This is a genomic window from Streptomyces sp. NPDC086787 (assembly GCF_044745865.1).
In the GTDB taxonomy this organism is placed as follows: domain Bacteria; phylum Actinomycetota; class Actinomycetes; order Streptomycetales; family Streptomycetaceae; genus Streptomyces.
In genome coordinates, this window is record NZ_JBIVBC010000008.1 from 148,665 (window position 1) to 165,581 (window position 16,917).

Annotated in this window: 16 protein-coding genes; 11 read left to right on the forward strand and 5 right to left on the reverse strand. The window is 70.0% G+C overall.

The window, feature by feature from the left end; all coding sequences use genetic code 11:
• Nucleotides 1–117: 117 nt before the first annotated feature.
• On the forward strand, nucleotides 118–1,317 hold the full coding sequence (locus ACIPK3_RS20780; protein ID WP_402571635.1) for a hypothetical protein: 1,200 nt from the start codon (nucleotides 118–120) through the stop codon (nucleotides 1,315–1,317).
• Nucleotides 1,318–1,358: 41 nt separating this feature from the next.
• Here ACIPK3_RS20780 and ACIPK3_RS20785 read toward each other — a convergent pair whose 3' ends face one another.
• From ACIPK3_RS20785 to ACIPK3_RS20795, 3 genes are read right to left on the reverse strand one after another with little or no spacing between them, the layout of a single operon-like run.
• Nucleotides 1,359–2,150: an ABC transporter permease gene (locus ACIPK3_RS20785; protein ID WP_402571637.1), complete on the reverse strand. Its 792-nt coding sequence runs from the start codon at nucleotides 2,148–2,150 to the stop codon at nucleotides 1,359–1,361.
• The gene (locus tag ACIPK3_RS20790) at nucleotides 2,147–3,118 is read right to left on the reverse strand and encodes an ATP-binding cassette domain-containing protein (RefSeq protein ID WP_402571639.1); all 972 of its coding nucleotides are present in this window, start codon (nucleotides 3,116–3,118) and stop codon (nucleotides 2,147–2,149) included. The genes ACIPK3_RS20785 and ACIPK3_RS20790 overlap by 4 nt, the downstream gene beginning before the upstream one ends.
• A 23-nt stretch (nucleotides 3,119–3,141) precedes the next feature.
• Nucleotides 3,142–3,813, reverse strand: a complete 672-nt coding sequence (locus ACIPK3_RS20795; RefSeq protein WP_402571641.1) for a DUF4097 family beta strand repeat-containing protein — start codon at nucleotides 3,811–3,813, stop codon at nucleotides 3,142–3,144.
• 225 nt (nucleotides 3,814–4,038) lie between these two features.
• On the opposite strand from ACIPK3_RS20795, the gene ACIPK3_RS20800 reads away from it, so the two are divergent.
• Nucleotides 4,039–4,785, forward strand: coding sequence for a helix-turn-helix domain-containing protein (locus tag ACIPK3_RS20800; RefSeq protein ID WP_402571643.1), 747 nt, complete (start codon nucleotides 4,039–4,041; stop codon nucleotides 4,783–4,785).
• Nucleotides 4,786–4,801: 16 nt separating this feature from the next.
• On the opposite strand, the gene ACIPK3_RS20805 is transcribed toward ACIPK3_RS20800, so the two are convergent.
• The gene (locus ACIPK3_RS20805; protein WP_402571645.1) at nucleotides 4,802–5,455 is read right to left on the reverse strand and encodes a class I SAM-dependent DNA methyltransferase; all 654 of its coding nucleotides are present in this window, start codon (nucleotides 5,453–5,455) and stop codon (nucleotides 4,802–4,804) included.
• A 233-nt stretch (nucleotides 5,456–5,688) separates the two neighbouring features.
• Between ACIPK3_RS20805 and ACIPK3_RS20810 the strand changes: the two genes are divergently transcribed.
• From ACIPK3_RS20810 to ACIPK3_RS20850, 9 genes are all read left to right on the forward strand, one after another.
• Nucleotides 5,689–6,915 (forward strand): amidohydrolase, encoded by a 1,227-nt coding sequence (locus tag ACIPK3_RS20810; protein WP_402571647.1) that lies wholly within the window; start codon nucleotides 5,689–5,691, stop codon nucleotides 6,913–6,915.
• Nucleotides 6,916–7,193: 278 nt separating this feature from the next.
• Nucleotides 7,194–8,222, forward strand: coding sequence for a BMP family protein (locus ACIPK3_RS20815; protein ID WP_402571649.1), 1,029 nt, complete (start codon nucleotides 7,194–7,196; stop codon nucleotides 8,220–8,222).
• A 213-nt stretch (nucleotides 8,223–8,435) separates the two neighbouring features.
• Complete coding sequence (locus ACIPK3_RS20820) at nucleotides 8,436–9,491, forward strand: BMP family protein (RefSeq protein ID WP_402571651.1); 1,056 nt, start codon at nucleotides 8,436–8,438, stop codon at nucleotides 9,489–9,491.
• 270 nt (nucleotides 9,492–9,761) lie between these two features.
• Entirely contained in the window at nucleotides 9,762–11,426 is a 1,665-nt protein-coding gene (locus ACIPK3_RS20825; RefSeq protein ID WP_402571870.1) for an ABC transporter ATP-binding protein, read from the forward strand.
• Entirely contained in the window at nucleotides 11,423–12,541 is a 1,119-nt protein-coding gene (locus ACIPK3_RS20830) for an ABC transporter permease (protein ID WP_402571652.1), read from the forward strand. The genes ACIPK3_RS20825 and ACIPK3_RS20830 overlap by 4 nt, the downstream gene beginning before the upstream one ends.
• Nucleotides 12,541–13,803 (forward strand): ABC transporter permease, encoded by a 1,263-nt coding sequence (locus ACIPK3_RS20835; RefSeq protein WP_402571654.1) that lies wholly within the window; start codon nucleotides 12,541–12,543, stop codon nucleotides 13,801–13,803. Before ACIPK3_RS20830 ends, ACIPK3_RS20835 begins: the two co-directional genes overlap by 1 nt.
• Nucleotides 13,800–14,201: a cytidine deaminase gene (locus ACIPK3_RS20840; protein ID WP_402571656.1), complete on the forward strand. Its 402-nt coding sequence runs from the start codon at nucleotides 13,800–13,802 to the stop codon at nucleotides 14,199–14,201. The genes ACIPK3_RS20835 and ACIPK3_RS20840 overlap by 4 nt, the downstream gene beginning before the upstream one ends.
• A gap of 81 nt (nucleotides 14,202–14,282) precedes the next feature.
• Nucleotides 14,283–15,560, forward strand: coding sequence for a thymidine phosphorylase (locus ACIPK3_RS20845; RefSeq protein WP_402571872.1), 1,278 nt, complete (start codon nucleotides 14,283–14,285; stop codon nucleotides 15,558–15,560).
• Between the two features lie 66 nt (nucleotides 15,561–15,626).
• Entirely contained in the window at nucleotides 15,627–16,013 is a 387-nt protein-coding gene (locus tag ACIPK3_RS20850) for an STAS domain-containing protein (protein ID WP_402571657.1), read from the forward strand.
• On the opposite strand, the gene ACIPK3_RS20855 is transcribed toward ACIPK3_RS20850, so the two are convergent.
• On the reverse strand, nucleotides 15,897–16,898 hold the full coding sequence (locus ACIPK3_RS20855; RefSeq protein ID WP_402571659.1) for a sigma-70 family RNA polymerase sigma factor: 1,002 nt from the start codon (nucleotides 16,896–16,898) through the stop codon (nucleotides 15,897–15,899). The genes ACIPK3_RS20850 and ACIPK3_RS20855 overlap by 117 nt on opposite strands.
• Nucleotides 16,899–16,917 lie beyond the last annotated feature (19 nt).

Genomic DNA, 16,917 nt, shown 5'->3' on the forward strand with positions numbered 1-16,917 from the left:
CGGTCCGCCCGGTCACGGTCCGAGCGAAGGCCGCCGCGGCGCGCGCCGGACCACGGGCGACGGACCACAACACGCACAACACCACGCAACGCCTTACGACGGGACGGTCGTACGTCGATGAGCCCCCGCGCCGGGAACACCGGCACCCCCCTCCGCGCCCCCGCGACTCTCGCGTTCGTGGAGAGCCCGGTACAGCTGCTGAACGTGCTGGAATGGGCGCATCTCCACGAGCTGAGAGGGGCCGGTGGCACCGGCGTGGGGCCGCTGACGCCCGTCGTCCCGCCACAGCTGAGGCGCTCCCCGGCCGGCGAGCCGCCACCGCCGGCCCCGGAACTGACGCTCGTCGTCCTGTCCCCGACCGACCCCATGACCCGGGGTCAGCTGCGTCGCATGGCCGACCTGGCCCGGGACGAGGGGTACCGGGTGCGCTGGGAGGAGGCCCGGGGAGGCACGACCGCGCCGTTCCACACGATCGGCGGCCTGGCGGGCGCGTTGCGCCGGGCCGACCGCATCGTGATGGGGGACCCGTTCTCCCGCTACGTACAACTGCTGCTCACGATCACCCGGGCAAAGGAGCTGGTGGTGGTCGACGACGGCACGGCGACGATGGAGTTCGTCGTCCAGCTCGCCCGCGGTGAGCGCCTGGTCCGCTGGCACCGCAAAGGCGGCCGCCCCGGCCCGCGCGACCTGTTCTTCGCCCCCGTCTCCTCCTCCGCCCGCCGCCGCCTCACCCCGCGCGGGGGCCGCCGGGTGGAGGTCTTCTCCTCCATGCCGATGGAGGAGACCCCGCCGGGCGTCACGGTCACCGCGAACGACTTCGCCTGGACCCGGGCCCGCTTCGGCCCGCCGCGCATCACCAAGGGCGCGGACATGGTCGGCACCTCCCTGGTGGAGACCGGCGTGGTCGACGGCGACCGCTACCTGGAGGCCGTCCGCACCCTGGCCAGGGCCCACGGCGCCACCCGCTACTTCGCCCACCGCCGCGAGAACACCGGCAAACTGCACCGCCTGGCCACCGAGACGGACCTGGAGATCGTCCGTCCCGACCTCCCGCTGGAACTGATCGCCCGCCGAGGCCCCATCGGCCGTACGATCCTCAGCTTCCCGTCCACGGTGGTCCACACGCTTCCGCTGGCGCTGGCCGGGACGGGGGTGAAGGTCGCGGTGTGCGACATCGACCCCGCCTGGCTGACGGAGAACGCCTCGCCCCGGGCCCAGGGCTTCCTGTCGGGCGTCACCGGGACGGCCCGGGACGTGCACCGGCTGGCGGCGGTCACGACGGTCACGACGGTCACGGCGGCCACGGGGCCGGTCTGAGACGTCGTGACGGCCTTCTCGTGACGGCCCTTTCGTGACGGCTATTTCGGGTCCTGGTCGAACTTCGAGGTCGACCAGACATAGCCGAGCACCGTGAGACCCAGGCACCAGCCGACGGCGAGCCAGCCGTTGTTGCCGATCCCGGTGCCGAGCAGCAGACCGCGCAGTGTCTCGATGGCCGGGGTGAACGGCTGGTACTCGACGACCGGCTGAATCCAGCCCGGCATCGAGTCGATGGGGACGAAGGCGCTGGAGAGCAGCGGCAGCAGGACCAGCGGGAGCGCGTTGTTGCTGGCGGCCTCGGCCGTCGGGCTGATCAGGCCCATGCCGACCGCGATCCAGGTGAGCGCCATGGCGAAGAGCACGAGCAGCCCGAACGCCGCGAGCCACTCCAGGACGGTGGCATCGGCGGAGCGGAACCCGATGGCCACGGCGACGGCACCGACGAGGACCACGCTGATGACGGACTGCAGCACGCTGCCGATGACATGTCCGACGATCACGGAACCGCGGTGGATGGCCATCGTGCGGAAGCGGGCGATGATGCCCTCGGACATGTCGTTGGAGACGGAGACCGCGGTGCCGACCACCGTGCTGCCGATGGTCATCAGCAGCAGGCCGGGGACGATGTAGGCGATGTACGCGGACCGGTCCGGACCGCCGCCCCCGATGCCCGCGCTCATCGTGTCGCCGAACACGTACACGAAGAGCAGCAGCAGCATGATCGGGGTGAGCAACAGGTTGAGGGTGAGGGAGGGGTAGCGCCGGGCGTGCAGGAGGTTGCGGCGCAGCATCGTTGAGGAGTCGCGCAGGGCGACGGCGAGGGAGCTCATCGGACAGCCTCCTTGGGCTGGTTGGGGATGCCGCTGCCGTCGGTGCCGCCGGTCAGGGCGAAGAAGACGTCGTCGAGGTCGGGGGTGTGCAGCGCCAGTTCGTCGGCCTCGACACCGGCCGAGTCGAGCCGGTCCAGGACGGAGCGCAGCTCGCGCTGGCTGCCGTCGCTGGGGATCCGCAGCGCGAGGGCCTCGTCGTCGCGGGCGGCCTCGCCCAGGACGGAGACGGCGCCCCGGTACGCGGCCGGGTCGGTGAAGCGGAGCCGGACATGTCCGCCGGGGACGAGCCGCTTCAGCTCCTCGGCCGTGCCCTCGGCGGCGAGCCTGCCGTCGTCGAGCACGGCGATACGGTCGGCGAGCTCGTCGGCCTCCTCCAGGTACTGGGTGGTGAGGAAGACGGTGACGCCGTCCGTGACCAGCTCGCGGATGATCTGCCACATGTTGTGCCGGGAGCGCGGGTCGAGACCCGTGGTCGGCTCGTCGAGGAAGATGATGCGCGGATCGCCCACCAGGGTCATGGCGATGTCGAGGCGGCGCTTCATACCGCCGGAGTAGGTGGAGGCGGGCTTCCTCGCGGCCTCGGTGAGGTCGAACCGCTCCAGCAGGTCGGCGGCGACCCGACGTCCCTCGCGCCTGGACAGGTGGTGCAGGTCCGCCATGAGGAGCATGTTCTCCTCGCCGGTGATCAGCCCGTCGACGGCGGAGAACTGTCCGGTGACGCCGATCGCCGCGCGTACGGCCTGCGGGTCGGTGGCGAGGTCGTGACCGCCGACGGTGATCCGGCCGCTCGCGGGGTCGGGGGAGACGAGGGTGGAGAGGATCTTGACGACGGTGGTCTTGCCGGCGCCGTTCGGGCCGAGCAGGGAGAACACCGTTCCTTCCGGGACGGTCAGGTCGACGCCGTCGAGGACGGTCTTGTCGCCGTAGGACTTCCGCAGCCCGTTCGCCGCGATGGCCAGGTCGGTCACGAGAGTGCCCTTTCTCGAAAGGTTCACAGGCTGCGGGCGGTGATGTCGCCGTAGGCGGTGGTCGCGTGGATGTTCAGGCCGGCGTCGGCGCCGTCGGTGTTGGCGAGCGCGTTGTGGATCCGGCCGTAGGAGGTGCCGGCGTCCAGCGACGCGGAGACTCCGCGGGCGGCACCGGCCGAGATGTCGCCGTGCTCGGTGCGCAGGGTGACGGTGCCGCGCATGGCCTCGGTGACGTGGATGTCGCCCTTCTGGGTGCTGATCTCCGCGGGGCCGCCCAGGCGGCCGACCGAGACGTCACCGGCGAGAAGGGTGAGGCGGGCGCTCGCGGTCTCGTCCAGCTTGACCGAACCGTGCGCCCCCTCGAAGACGACGTCGCCGAGCCGTCCCACGCCCCGGAGTTCGGCACTGGCCGCCTTCGCCTCGACGCGGGAGCCGGCGGGCAGCTGGACGGTCACCTCGACGGACCCGGAGGCGCCGAGGAACCGGTTCTTCGCCGCGGGGATCTCGATCCGCAGAACGCCGTCACCGTAGGCGACCTCGGTCTGCTCCGCCGCCTTCACGTCGCGGCTCTTGGAGGCGTCCGCGGGCAGGATCTCGACGGTGGTGTCGGCGCGGTCGGCGGCGATGAACCGGATGCGTCCCGCGGGGATGTCGAGGACGGCCGCGACGGGGGCGGGGGTGTGGAACTTCTGCATGGTGTGCTCCTTGGTCCGTCTGTGTTTCCGACATAAGAAACGCTACGTTGCGTTCACGAGTCTGGCAACGAGCTTGTTGCGTACGAATGTCATTCATGCAGGTCAATGCAGGTATTTTGTTGCAATGGCTTCGAGCCTAACGCAACGGTGGATCCTAGGTGCGTTGCAATGGATTGAAGGTGAACGCTATGCTGGGGGCACCAGGGACGACGAAGGGGACCCGCGATGCCGGGAGGCAGACTCACCCAGCAGGAACGCCAGCAGATCGCGCTCGGGCTGGCCGACGGCCACGCCTACGCGGAGATCGCCAGGCGACTCGACCGTCCGACCTCGACCGTCACGCGCGAGGTCATGCGCAACGGCGGCCCAACGGCCTACCGGGCCGAACTCGCGCACCGCGCCACCGAACACCGCGCCCACCGGCGCAGGCAGACCGCGCCCCAGGGGTCGGCGGAGAGCGGGCAGGTGCACGGCCGTGACGTCGAGGCCGTGCGCGAGTACGAGGAGGTGTTCACCACCGTCCTCATGCAGTCGGGCCTGCCCCGGATGATGGCCCGGGTGCTGGTCTGCCTCTACACCACCGACGCGGGCAGCCTCACCGCGTCCGAACTCGTCCAGCGCCTACAGGTCAGCCCCGCCTCCGTCTCCAAGGCGATCGCGTTCCTGGAGGGCCAGAGCCTCGTCCGCCGCGAACGCGACGAAGGCCGCCGTGACCGCTACGTGGTCGACGACGACGTCTGGTACCAGTCGATGATCGCCAGCGTCCACGCCAACAACCGGCTGGTCGAGACCGCACGGCAGGGCGTCGGCGTCCTCGGCCCCGACAGCCCGGCCGCCACCCGCCTCGAAAGCATCGCCCGCTTCCTCGACTTCGTCTCCGAGAGCATCGTCCGCGCCGCGGAACAGGCCCGCGAAGTCCTCTACACGAAGCCCGGGACACCCCCGCCCGGAGACGGCACCGAGGGACGCTAGCCGTCACCGTCCACCGTCAGCGGCCCCGCCTGCGGGCCAGTACGAAGGCCCGCGGGCGCTTCTCGTCCTCCAGGGGCTCGCGCAGCAGCGTCGCCCGGATCTCCAGACCCGCCTCGGCCAGGAGGGCGCCGACCGCGTGGGCGGGTCGCCAGTGGTAGGCGAGGTCGATCTCGTGGCCGAAGCGTTCGGTCAGGTGCAGTCCGCCCCGTTCACCCGTCTGGAAGGCCAGCAGCACATGGCCCCCGGGGGCCAGGACACGGTGGAACCCGGCGAAGGTCGCCGGCAGGTGGTCGTCCGGCACATGGATGAGCGAGTAGAGCGCGACGATCCCGGACAGTGTCTCGTCCGGAAGGTCCAGGGACGTCATCGAGCCGACGTGGAAGCGCAGGTGCGGGTGGGCCTCGCGGGCCAGGGCCACCATCCCGGGGGAGAGGTCGACGCCGAACACGGGCACGCCCAGGTCGTGCAGGCGGGCGGTGACGTGTCCGGGGCCGCTGCCCAGGTCGGCCACGGGCGCGGGGGAGGCGTCCTTCGCCAGTTCGGCGAAGGAGGCGAGCATGGCGCGGTCCACGGGACTGTCCGCGAGCCCGTCCGGGTGGCGGTCCGTGTACTCCCGGGCGATGGCATCGTAGGAGGAGCGGGTGGCCTGAAGGAACTCCGGGTCGGTCACGACGGCGCACGATACCGGGGGAGCGTCGGGCCGTGCGGGCCTCTTGGTGCGCAGCGGTCGCGCTTGTCCCGATTTCGTGATCGACTTGGTCGGAAGTCGGGCGAGTTTACCCACCTCCATCGACAGCCATGCGTCCGGTGGTCAGATTTTCTTCCCCTAACGGGTTGAACTTTTGTTGATCGACGGGCAGTTGACCGTCCGGGCGTCCTACCCTTCAGAGGGTGAACCAACTGATGTCGCCAGAGTCCGAGGCCGAACTGTCCGGGGGTGCGCTTCCCGGCGCGCTGAACGAGGAGCTGCACGCCGAACTCGTGTCGTTCCGGCGCGACTTGCACATGCACCCCGAGCTGGGCAACCAGGAGTTCCGTACGACCGCCGCGATCAAGGAGCGGCTGGAGCGGGCCGGGCTCGCGCCCCGCGTGCTCGCCGTCGGAACCGGGCTCGTCTGTGACATCGGCGTGGACGGTACGGCGGGCGACGACCGGGGAATCTTCGCGCTGCGGGCCGACATCGACGCCCTGCCCATCCCCGACACCAAGAGCGAGTGCTCCTACCGGTCCACCGTGCCCGACCGGGCGCACGCCTGCGGCCACGACGTGCACACCACGGTGGTGCTGGGCGCCGGGCTGGTCCTGGCCGAGCTGCACCGGCGGGGACTGCTGCCCCAGCCCGTGCGGCTGGTCTTCCAGCCCGCCGAGGAGGTGCTGCCCGGCGGTGCCGCCGACGCCATCGAGGACGGGGTGCTGGACGGGGTGCGGCGGATCGTCGCCGTGCACTGCGACCCCCGGGTCGAGGTCGGGAGGGTCGGGCTGCGGCCCGGTCCCATCACCAGCGCCTGCGACCGCCTGGAGGTCGCGCTGGACGGCCCCGGCGGCCACACCGCCCGCCCCCACCTGACCACCGACCTCGTCACCGCCGCCGCCCGGGTCGCCATCGACGTGCCCGCGCTGGTCGCCCGCCGGGTGGACACCCGCAGCGGGCTCGCCCTGACCTGGGGCCGGATCGAGTCGGGGCACGCGCCGAACGTGGTCCCGCAGCACGCCGAGCTGTCCGGGACCGTGCGCTGCCTGGACATCGAGGCCTGGCGGCAGGCGCCCGACATCGTCCACGCGGCGATCGACGAGGTCGCGACCATGCACCGGGCGAAGTCCGAGATCAACTACGTGCGGGGCGTCCCGCCGGTGGTCAACGACCCCGACGTCACCGAGCTGCTGCGCGACGCCATGACCGCCCGGCGCGGCGCGGACTCCGTCGAGGGGACCGAACAGAGCCTCGGCGGGGAGGACTTCTCCTGGTACCTGGAGCACGTCCCGGGCGCCCTGGCCCGGCTCGGCGTCCGCACACCCGGCGAGCGCACCGTGCGCGACCTGCATCAGGGCGACTTCGACGCGGACGAGCGCGCCATCACCGTGGGTGTGGAACTGTTCACGGCCGCTGTCCTGCTGGACGCCGCGCAGTAGAGACACCGCCCGCCGCCAAAACATCCCTTTTGCCCCCTTTCGTCCGTTCGTGTCACCCTGAGGTAACCCACGGGACCCGCGTCCGACGTGGAGTCGGCACGAATCGATAACGGCCGGGAGCAATCCCGTTCCCCTCCCCTTCTACGCGCGTTACTGTGCGCCGAATCGCCAGCACTGGCGGGCCATTGGGGAAGGCGGGGCCGTCTCGGCGCCGTGGGGATGAAGGGGTGCTTGCTGTGCGTATGAACTCTCGGAGGACGAGACTCTCCCAAGCTGCGGTGACCGTCGCGGTCGTCGCTCTCGCGGCCGCCGGTTGCGGCAAGTCCAGCACCGACTCCGGCGGCGGGGACTCGCAGGACGGCAAGTACTCCGGCAAGGGCATCGGCCTCGCCTACGACATCGGCGGCAAGGGCGACCAGTCCTTCAACGACGCCGCCTACGCCGGCTTCGAGAAGGCCGAGAAGGAGTTCAAGATCGGCGGCCGGGACATCGAGCCGCAGGACGGCGAGTCCGACGCCGACAAGGTGCAGCGACTGACGACGCTCGCCAAGGCGGGCTACAACCCGATCATCGGTGTCGGCTACTCCTACGCCCCCGCGGTCAAGGAAGTCTCGGCCAAGTTCCCGAAGATCACCTTCGGCATCATCGACGACAACACCATCCAGGCGAAGAACGTCGCCGACATGGTGTTCCACGAGGAGCAGTCGTCGTACCTGGCGGGCGTCGCCGCGGCCAAGGCCACCAAGAAGGGCCACGTCGGCTTCATCGGCGGCGTGGACATCCCGCTGATCCACAAGTTCGAGGACGGGTTCGTCCAGGGCGCCAAGTCCGTCAACCCGAAGATCAAGATCGAGTCGCAGTACCTGACGCAGACGGCGCAGGAGGGTGGCTTCTCCAGCCCGGACAAGGGTGAGAACGCCGCCAAGGGTCAGATCGACTCCGGCGCCGACGTCGTGTACGCCGCCGCCGGCCTGTCCGGCCAGGGTGTCATCAAGGCCGCCGCCGAGCACAAGGTGTGGGCGATCGGTGTCGACTCCGACCAGTACGGCCAGGCCCCGCTGGCGAAGTACAAGGACTACATCCTGACCTCGGCCCTGAAGAACGTCGGCGGCGCGGTCTACGACCTGGTCAAGTCCGTCGTCGACGGCAAGCCGCTCAGTGGTGAGGTGCGCGGCGACCTCAAGTCCGGCGGCGTCGGCATCGCCGACTCCAACCCGAAGTACAAGACCCTCCCCGGCGTCGTCGCCGCCGTCGAGAAGGCCAAGCAGGACATCACCGGCGGAACGGTCACCATCAAGACCCAGTGATCCAGTGCCGGCGGCACCGCCGCCGGGCCCTTGCAGGCCGTGCGCCCCTTGCCTCCCGCGAGGGGCGCACTGCTGTCCGTAACCTTCCTCAGTGAGTGTGGCCACAGCTAGATAACGGACCGGACATTGGGGGTTTTCCGTCTCGTCTACGCGCGTTACGCTGCGGCGGAACCAGCGCCTGGTTTGGGCGCTTGCACAAAGGAGTCAAGTTCCATGCGCCGGGTGTCTCGTATAACTTTTGCAGGCGTTGCAACCGCAGCCCTCGCCCTGTCCGTGTCGGCCTGCGGCAGCTCGTCGTCCAGCTCGTCCTCGTCGTCCGAGAAGGGCGGCTCGAAGGGCATCGGTCTGGCGTACGACGTCGGCGGCAAGGGCGACCAGTCCTTCAACGACGCCGCCTTCGCGGGCCTCCAGAAGGCCGAGAAGGACTTCGGCGTCACGGCCCGGGACATCGAGCCGCAGGACGGCGAGTCCGACGCCGACAAGGTGCAGCGCCTGGAGACCCTGGCCAAGCAGGGCTACAACCCGATCATCGGTGTCGGCTACTCCTACGCCCCCGCCGTCAAGTCGGTCGCCGCGAAGTTCCCGAAGATCACCTTCGGCATCATCGACGACAACACCATCCAGGCGAAGAACGTCGCCGACATGGTGTTCCACGAGGAGGAGTCCTCCTACCTCGCCGGTGTCGCGGCCGCCAAGGCCACCAAGAAGAACCACATCGGCTTCATCGGCGGCGTGGACATCCCGCTGATCCACAAGTTCGAGGACGGGTTCGTCCAGGGCGCCAAGTCCGTCAACCCGAAGATCAAGGTCGAGAAGCAGTACCTGACGCAGACGGCGCAGGAGGGTGGCTTCTCCAGCCCGGACAAGGGTGAGAACGCCGCCAAGGGTCAGATCGACTCCGGCGCCGACGTCGTGTACGCCGCCGCCGGTCTGTCCGGCCAGGGTGTCATCAAGGCCGCCGCCGAGCACAAGGTGTGGGCGATCGGCGTTGACTCGGACCAGTACAAGCAGGCTCCGCTCGCGAAGTACAAGGACTACATCCTGACCTCGGCGCTCAAGAACGTCGAGGGCGCGGTGTACGACCTGTCGAAGTCGGTCCTCAAGGACAAGAAGCCGCTGTCCGGCGAGGTCCGCGGCGACCTCAAGTCCACCGGTGTCGGCATCGCCGACTCCAACCCGGCCTACAAGAGCAACGCCGCCCTGGTGGCCGCGGTCAAGAAGGCCGAGGACGGCATCAAGGACGGCTCCATCAAGGTGAAGACCTCCTGACCGGAGTGTCATAGGCCGGTGACCTCATGGTCGTGGGCCCGCCGGAGGCATGGCCAAACGGGCGCTGCGATGGCAGCGTTACGGCCACGGAACCGGGCGCGGGGGCATCTGCTCCCCGCGCCCGGTTCACGCGGCAGAATGCTCGGAACGGATCGAGTCGAGTCTGATTCAGTGCGAGTCAGCGCGAATCGAGATCGGTCAGGTCCGGGCACTATTTAAAGCAGGGGCGCTACGCGCGTAGAGTGGCCCCTTTCCCAAGGAGAGTGCGCCATCGACGCGTCCAGCAGCCCTCCGCTCACCGCAGAGCCGACAGTCGCGGTCGAGCTGGCGGGGATCACGAAGCGGTTCCCGGGAGTCGTAGCCAACCACGACATCCACCTGACGGTCCGCAAGGGCACCGTCCACGCCCTCGTCGGTGAGAACGGTGCCGGCAAGTCGACCCTGATGAAGATCCTCTACGGCATGCAGAAGCCGGACGAGGGCACCATCGCGATCGACGGCGAGCAGGTCGCCTTCTCGTCCCCGGCCGACGCGATCGCCCGCGGCATCGGCATGGTCCACCAGCACTTCATGCTGGCCGACAACCTGACCGTGCTGGAGAACGTGGTGCTGGGCAGCGAGAAGCTGTACGGCATCGGCGCCGGCGCCCGCAAGAAGATCAAGGAGATCTCCGACCGCTACGGCCTGGGCGTGCGCCCGGACGTGCTGGTCGAGGACCTCGGCGTCGCCGACCGCCAGCGCGTGGAGATCCTCAAGGTTCTCTTCCGCGGTGCCACGACCCTCATCCTCGACGAGCCGACCGCCGTCCTCGTCCCGCAGGAGGTCGACGCGCTCTTCGACAACCTGCGTGAGCTCAAGGCCGAGGGCCTCTCCGTCATCTTCATCTCGCACAAGCTGGGCGAGGTGCTGTCGGTGGCCGACGACATCACCGTCATCCGCCGTGGCACCACCGTGGGTACGGCGATCCCCGCCGAGACCACCCCGCGTCAGCTCGCCGAGCTGATGGTCGGCAGCGAGCTGCCCACCCCGGAGACCGCCGAGTCGACGGTCACCGACCGCGCGGTGCTGGAGGTCAGGAACCTCACCGTCTACGCGAGCGGCGGTGCCTCCCTGGGCACCGAGGCCGAGCCCGCCGGTGAGGGACTCACCGAGTTCGCGTCCGCGGGCGGCGCCAAGCGCGTCCTGGACGACGTCACCTTCACCATCCACGCCGGCGAGGTCATGGGCATCGCCGGTGTCGAGGGCAACGGCCAGACCGAGCTGATCGACGCCCTGATCGGCACCAAGAACGCCGACTCCGGCCAGATCGTGTTCCTGGGCGAGGACGTCACCCCCTGGTCCACCCGCAAGCGTCGCGAGTCCGGCGTCGGCTACATCCCCGAGGACCGCCACCGCCAGGGCCTGCTCCTGGAGGCCCCGCTGTGGGAGAACCGCATGCTCGGCCACGTCACCGAGAAGCCCAACGCCAAGGGCTTCTGGCTGAACCCCAAGGGCGCCCAGGCCGACACGCGCCGGATCGTCCAGGAGTACGACGTCCGCACTCCCGGCATCGACGTCACCGCGGCCTCCCTGTCCGGCGGCAACCAGCAGAAGCTGATCGTCGGCCGCGAGATGAGTCACGACCCGAAGTTCCTGATCGCCGCCCACCCCACCCGCGGTGTGGACGTCGGCGCTCAGGCGCAGATCTGGGACCGCATCCGGGAGGCTCGTCGCGAGGGTCTGGCCGTGCTGCTGATCTCCGCCGACCTGGACGAGCTGATCGGCCTGTCGGACACCCTGCGCGTGATCTACGACGGCAGGCTGGTCGCGGACGCCGACCCCTGCACGATCACCCCGGAAGAGCTGGGCTCGGCCATGACGGGCGCCGCGTCCGGCCACCTGGAACACGTGGAAACCACCGACGAAGCTGCCGGTCCGGAGGACGAGGCCCGATGAAGAAGTTCGACAAGGAGCGCGTGCTCCTCGCGGTGGCCGGACCGGCCCTCGCGCTCGTCCTGGCGATCGCACTGACCTCGGGCGTCCTGCTCGCCTCGGGCAAGAACCCGATCGAGCCGTACACGCTGATGCTGAAGCAGCTGCCGTTCTCGGACGTGCAGGTTCTGATCATCAACCAGGCGTCCCTGTACTACATCGCCGCCATCGCGGTCGCCCTCGGCTTCCGCATGAACCTGTTCAACATCGGCGTCGACGGCCAGTACCGCCTCGCCGCGGTGATGACCGCCGTCGTCGGCGCCCATGTGGCGCTGCCGAGCTTCCTCCAGGTGCCGCTGCTGCTGGTGGTCGCCATGTGTACCGGCGCCTTCTGGGCCGGCATCGCCGGTGTCCTGAAGGTCACCCGGGGCGTCAGCGAGGTCGTCGCGACGATCATGCTGAACGCCATCGCCAGCAGCGTCATCGGCTACGTCACCCTCACCAGCGTGTGGGGCGTGAACATCGGCAACAACCCGACGACCGGCGTCATGAAGGAGTCCGGCTGGATCCCGGGCATCGGCATGGGTGCCGACGCCGGTGAGATCTACGGCCTCGTCTTCCTCGCGGTCCTGCTCGGTGTGGGCTACTGGGTGGTCCTCAACCGCACCCGGTTCGGCTTCGACCTGCGCGCCACCGGTGCCTCCGAGACCGCCGCCGCGGCCTCCGGCGTCAGCGCCAAGCGCATGGTGCTGATCTCCATGCTGATCTCGGGCGCGATCGCCGGTCTGTCCGGCCTGCCGCTGCTGCTCGGCGAGAGCCACACCTACAGCCTGAACTTCCCGGCCGGCCTCGGCTTCACCGCCATCGGCATCGCCCTGCTCGGCCGCAACAACCCCGGCGGCATCGCCTTCGCCGCGCTCCTGTGGGCCTTCCTCGACAAGGCCTCGCCCGCCCTCGACTACGCGACCCCGGAGGCGTACCCGAAGGAGATCGCCACGATCATGCAGGGCCTGATCGTCTTCGCGGTCGTCATCTCGTACGAGTTCGTGCGCCAGTGGGGTCTGCGCCGCCAGCAGAGCCGGGTCGGCGCCGAGCTGGCCGCCGCCGCCAAGAACACCAAGAAGGAGGTGGCGGCCTGATGTCGACCGCGACCATCGCCAAGCCCAAGGCGAAGCAGCCCGGCAAGGGCGGCCGCCGCATCTCGCTTCCGGTACTCCTGCTGATCATCGCGGGCGTCCTGGTGCTGACCTCGATCGTCCGTCTGATCACCGGCGCGGACGGCATCACCTCGACGGGCCAGATGTCCACGGCCCTGCGTCTCGCGGTGCCGATCGGCCTCGCGGGCCTCGGCGGCCTGTGGTCCGAGCGTTCCGGCGTCGTCAACATCGGTCTTGAGGGCATGATGATCCTCGGCACCTGGTTCGGTGCCTGGGCCGGCTACCAGTGGGGCCCGTGGACCGGTGTCGTCTTCGGCATCGTCGGGGGTGCGCTCGGCGCCGTGCTGCACGCCATCGCCACCGTGACCTTCAACGTCAACCACATCGTCTCCGGTGTGGCGATCAACATCCTGGCGCTGGGCGTCACCCGCTACCTGTCGAAGTTCACCTTCGAGGAGGCCGCGGGCGGCTCCTCCAAGCAGTCCCCGCCGATCGACTCGCTCGGCAGTTTCGACATCCCGGGCCTCTCCGACTGGCTGAACACCCTCAACCAGAAGCACTGGTTCGTGGTCTCGGACATCGCGGGCCTGCTCGGCGGACTGGTCACCGACCTGTCGCCGCTCACCGTCATCGCGGTCGCCCTCGTCCCGGCCACCTGGTGGGTGCTCTGGCGCACCTCCTTCGGCCTGCGCCTGCGCTCCTGCGGTGAGAACCCGGTCGCGGCCGAGTCCCTCGGTGTCAACGTCTACAAGTACAAGTACATCGCCGTGATCATCTCGGGCGGCTTCGCGGGCCTCGGCGGCGCGTTCCTGTCCATCGTGGCCTCGAACGTGTACCTGGACGGCCAGACCGCCGGACGCGGCTACATCGGTCTCGCCGCGATGATCTTCGGCAACTGGATGCCGGGCGGCCTCGCCCTCGGCGCGGGTCTGTTCGGCTACACCGACAGCCTCAACCTGCGCGGCGGCACGGTGAACGTGCACGCGCTGATCCTGCTCCTCGCCATCCTGCTGGTGGTCGGCGCGGCGTACCTCGCCTGGAAGAAGAAGTACGTCCCGGCCCTCGTCACCGTGGTGATCTCGGCCCTGATGTTCCTCTGGTACGCCGGCACGGACGAGGTGCCGCGCCAGCTCGTCTCCGCCACCCCGTACATCGTCACCCTGCTGGTGCTCTCGCTGTCCGCGCAGAGCCTCCGAATGCCCAAGGCCGACGGCCTGCCGTACCGGAAGGGACAGGGCAAGTGACCACGGCCGCCGACTTCGACTGGGAGGCACTGCGCGCGGAGGCCCGCGAAGCGATGTCCCACGCGTACGCCCCGTACTCGGGCTTCCCGGTCGGAGTCGCGGCCCTGGTGGACGACGGACGCACGGTCACCGGCTGCAACGTCGAGAACGCCTCGTACGGCCTCGGCCTGTGCGCCGAGTGCGGGATGGTCTCGGAGCTCCAGCGCACCGGCGGCGGCAGGCTCACCCACTTCACCTGCGTGGACGGCAAGGGCGGACTGCTCGTGCCGTGCGGCCGCTGCCGGCAGTTGCTCCACGAGTTCGGTGGCCCGGAGCTGCTCCTGGACACGCCGGCGGGCGTCCTGCCCCTCTCCGAGATGCTGCCCCAGGCCTTCGGCCCGGAGCATCTCAGCCAGTAATTCCACCGCGGCCCCTCCGAGCCGACCGAGCCCGGAGGGGCCGCGGTGTTCACTTTTCCGGAAGGAACGCACTCCATGGCCATGGACGCCATCTCCGTCATCCGCACCAAGCGGGACCGCGGTGAGCTCAGCGACGAGCAGATCGACTGGGTGATCGACGCGTACACGCGCGGCGTGGTCGCCGACGAGCAGATGTCGTCGCTCGCGATGGCCATCCTGCTCAACGGCATGAACCGCCGTGAGATCGCCCGCTGGACCGCCGCGATGATCGCGTCCGGCGAGCGCATGGACTTCTCGTCGCTGTCCCGCCCGACCGCCGACAAGCACTCCACCGGCGGTGTCGGCGACAAGATCACGCTGCCGCTGGCGCCGCTCGTCGCCGCCTGCGGCGCGGCCGTCCCGCAGCTGTCCGGCCGCGGCCTCGGCCACACCGGCGGCACCCTGGACAAGCTGGAGTCCATCCCCGGCTGGCGGGCGCTGCTCTCCAACGAGGAGATGCTGCACGTCCTCGACACCACCGGTGCGGTGATCTGCGCGGCGGGCGACGGCCTGGCCCCCGCCGACAAGAAGCTGTACGCCCTGCGCGACGTCACCGGCACGGTCGAGGCCATCCCGCTGATCGCCTCCTCGATCATGTCGAAGAAGATCGCCGAGGGCACCGGCTCCCTGGTCCTGGACGTGAAGGTCGGCTCCGGCGCCTTCATGAAGACGATCGAGGACGCGCGCGAGCTCGCCTCCACCATGGTCGGCCTCGGTACCGACCACGGTGTGAAGACCGTCGCCCTCCTCACGGACATGTCGACCCCGCTCGGCCTGACGGCCGGCAACGCCCTCGAGGTCCGCGAGTCGGTCGAGGTCCTGGCGGGCGGCGGCCCGGCCGACGTGGTCGAGCTGACCATCGCGCTCGCCCGCGAGATGCTCGACGCGGCCGGGGTGAAGGACGCCGACCCGGCCAAGGCCCTCGCCGACGGCTCCGCCATGGACGTCTGGCGCCGCATGATCGCGGCCCAGGGCGGCGACCCGGACGCCGTGCTGCCCACCTCCAAGGAGCAGCACGTCATCAAGGCCCCGTCCTCCGGTGTCCTGACCCGCCTGGACGCCTACGACATCGGCGTCGGCGCCTGGCGCCTCGGCGCGGGCCGCGCCCGCAAGGAGGACCCGGTGCAGGCGGGCGCCGGCATCGAGATGCACGCCAAGCCCGGCGACACGGTCACCGAGGGCCAGCCCCTGCTGACCCTGCACACGGACACCCCGGAGCGCTTCGAGTACGCGCTTCAGGCGGTCGAGGGCTCGTACGACATCGCGGCCGCGGGCACGGAGTTCTCGACCACGCCGGTGGTGCTGGAGCGCATCGCCTGACCTGCTGATCCAGCTTGCGGGTGAACGGGACCGGTGGACCTCCGCCGGTCCCGTTCCGAGCGTCCGATGAGTCGGGCGCACTCGCCCGGTCTACCGCACGTGGACCCGACGACACCTCCCGTACTCACCCTGCCCACCCCCGTTGCCCGGGCCGACGTGCCGGGGTGGTGCGACACCGTGCGGGCACTGTTGCGGGCCACCGGGGCCCGGGTCGTCGTGTGCGACGTGGGAGGCCTCGGACAACCCGGGCTCGGGGACGTCGACCTGCTCGCCCGGCTCCAGCTCACCGCCCGCCGGGACGGAGGGCGGATACGGTTGCGCAGCCCCACCCCGGCGCTACTTGCCCTGCTCGACCTCGTCGGACTCCGCTTCGAGGTGGAGGGGCAGCCCGAACAGCGGGAACCAGCGCTTGGTGTCCAGGAAGAAGTGGAACCCGGTCAGCCGCCCTCCTGATATCTCCAGCACCTGCACCGCCCAGGCGGTGAAGCCACCGGTCTCCGGGTCCGGCTTGTACTGGGCGAAGCCGGGCACCCCGTTGACCTGGACCGGTGTCAGACGGGATCCGGCGCAGGCGGAGCCCAGGGTCGTCATGAAGCCGGTGATGTCGTCGTGGCCGGTCAGCCAGAGGTCGAACGGCGGCATCGTCATGACCGCGTCCTCGTGCAGCAGCGCCGTCAGCGCCGCCATGTCATAGCCCTCGAAGGCCCGCACATAGCGGTCCAGGAGCCTTTGCTGCTCCTCGTCCAAGGGGTCGGACACGGCTGCCCCGGCACCCCTGTCGTCCCGGTCCGCGAGCGTCGCGCGCGCCCGCTGCAACGCGCTGTTGACCGAGGCGACCGTGGTGCCGAGCAGCTCGGCGACCTCGCTCGCCCTCCAGGCCAGCACCTCGCGCAGGATCAGCACCGCCCGCTGCTTGGGCGGCAGCTGCTGGAGAGCCGCCATGAAGGCGAGGCGCACGGACTCCCTGGCGACGGCGGCTTCCGCCGGGTCGGCCACCGTGGGCAGCACGCGCGCGTCCGGCATCGGCTCCAGCCAGGTGCTGTCCGGGCGGGGGGAGAGCGCCGCCCGGGCCAGCGGCGTCGACTCCGACAGATCGACCGGTCTCGCCCGCTTGCCGGCCGCCGCGAGCATGTCCAGGCAGACGTTCGTCGCGATCCGGTACAGCCAGGAGCGGAGGCTGGACCGGCCCTCGAACCTGTCGTGACTCCGCCACGCCCGCACCAGAGTGTCCTGCACCGCGTCCTCGGCCTCGAAGGAGGAACCGAGCATCCGGTAGCAGTACCCCGTCAGCTCGGTGCGGTACGTCTCCAGCGCGGCGTCCAGGTCTGTCGTCGCCATACTGCTGCCCACCGTCCAC

Bases quoted from the DNA above. Each gene is read 5' to 3' on its own strand.
- ACIPK3_RS20780 (WP_402571635.1), top strand. From the start codon at position 118: ATGAGCCCCCGCGCCGGGAACACCGGCACCCCCCTCCGCGCCCCCGCG.
- ACIPK3_RS20785 (WP_402571637.1), bottom strand. From the start codon at position 2,150: ATGAGCTCCCTCGCCGTCGCCCTGCGCGACTCCTCAACGATGCTGCGC.
- ACIPK3_RS20795 (WP_402571641.1), bottom strand. From the start codon at position 3,813: ATGCAGAAGTTCCACACCCCCGCCCCCGTCGCGGCCGTCCTCGACATC.
- ACIPK3_RS20800 (WP_402571643.1), top strand. From the start codon at position 4,039: ATGCCGGGAGGCAGACTCACCCAGCAGGAACGCCAGCAGATCGCGCTC.
- ACIPK3_RS20810 (WP_402571647.1), top strand. From the start codon at position 5,689: ATGTCGCCAGAGTCCGAGGCCGAACTGTCCGGGGGTGCGCTTCCCGGC.
- ACIPK3_RS20820 (WP_402571651.1), top strand. From the start codon at position 8,436: ATGCGCCGGGTGTCTCGTATAACTTTTGCAGGCGTTGCAACCGCAGCC.
- ACIPK3_RS20830 (WP_402571652.1), top strand. From the start codon at position 11,423: ATGAAGAAGTTCGACAAGGAGCGCGTGCTCCTCGCGGTGGCCGGACCG.
- ACIPK3_RS20835 (WP_402571654.1), top strand. From the start codon at position 12,541: ATGTCGACCGCGACCATCGCCAAGCCCAAGGCGAAGCAGCCCGGCAAG.
- ACIPK3_RS20845 (WP_402571872.1), top strand. From the start codon at position 14,283: ATGGACGCCATCTCCGTCATCCGCACCAAGCGGGACCGCGGTGAGCTC.
- ACIPK3_RS20850 (WP_402571657.1), top strand. From the start codon at position 15,627: ATGAGTCGGGCGCACTCGCCCGGTCTACCGCACGTGGACCCGACGACA.
- ACIPK3_RS20855 (WP_402571659.1), bottom strand. From the start codon at position 16,898: ATGGCGACGACAGACCTGGACGCCGCGCTGGAGACGTACCGCACCGAG.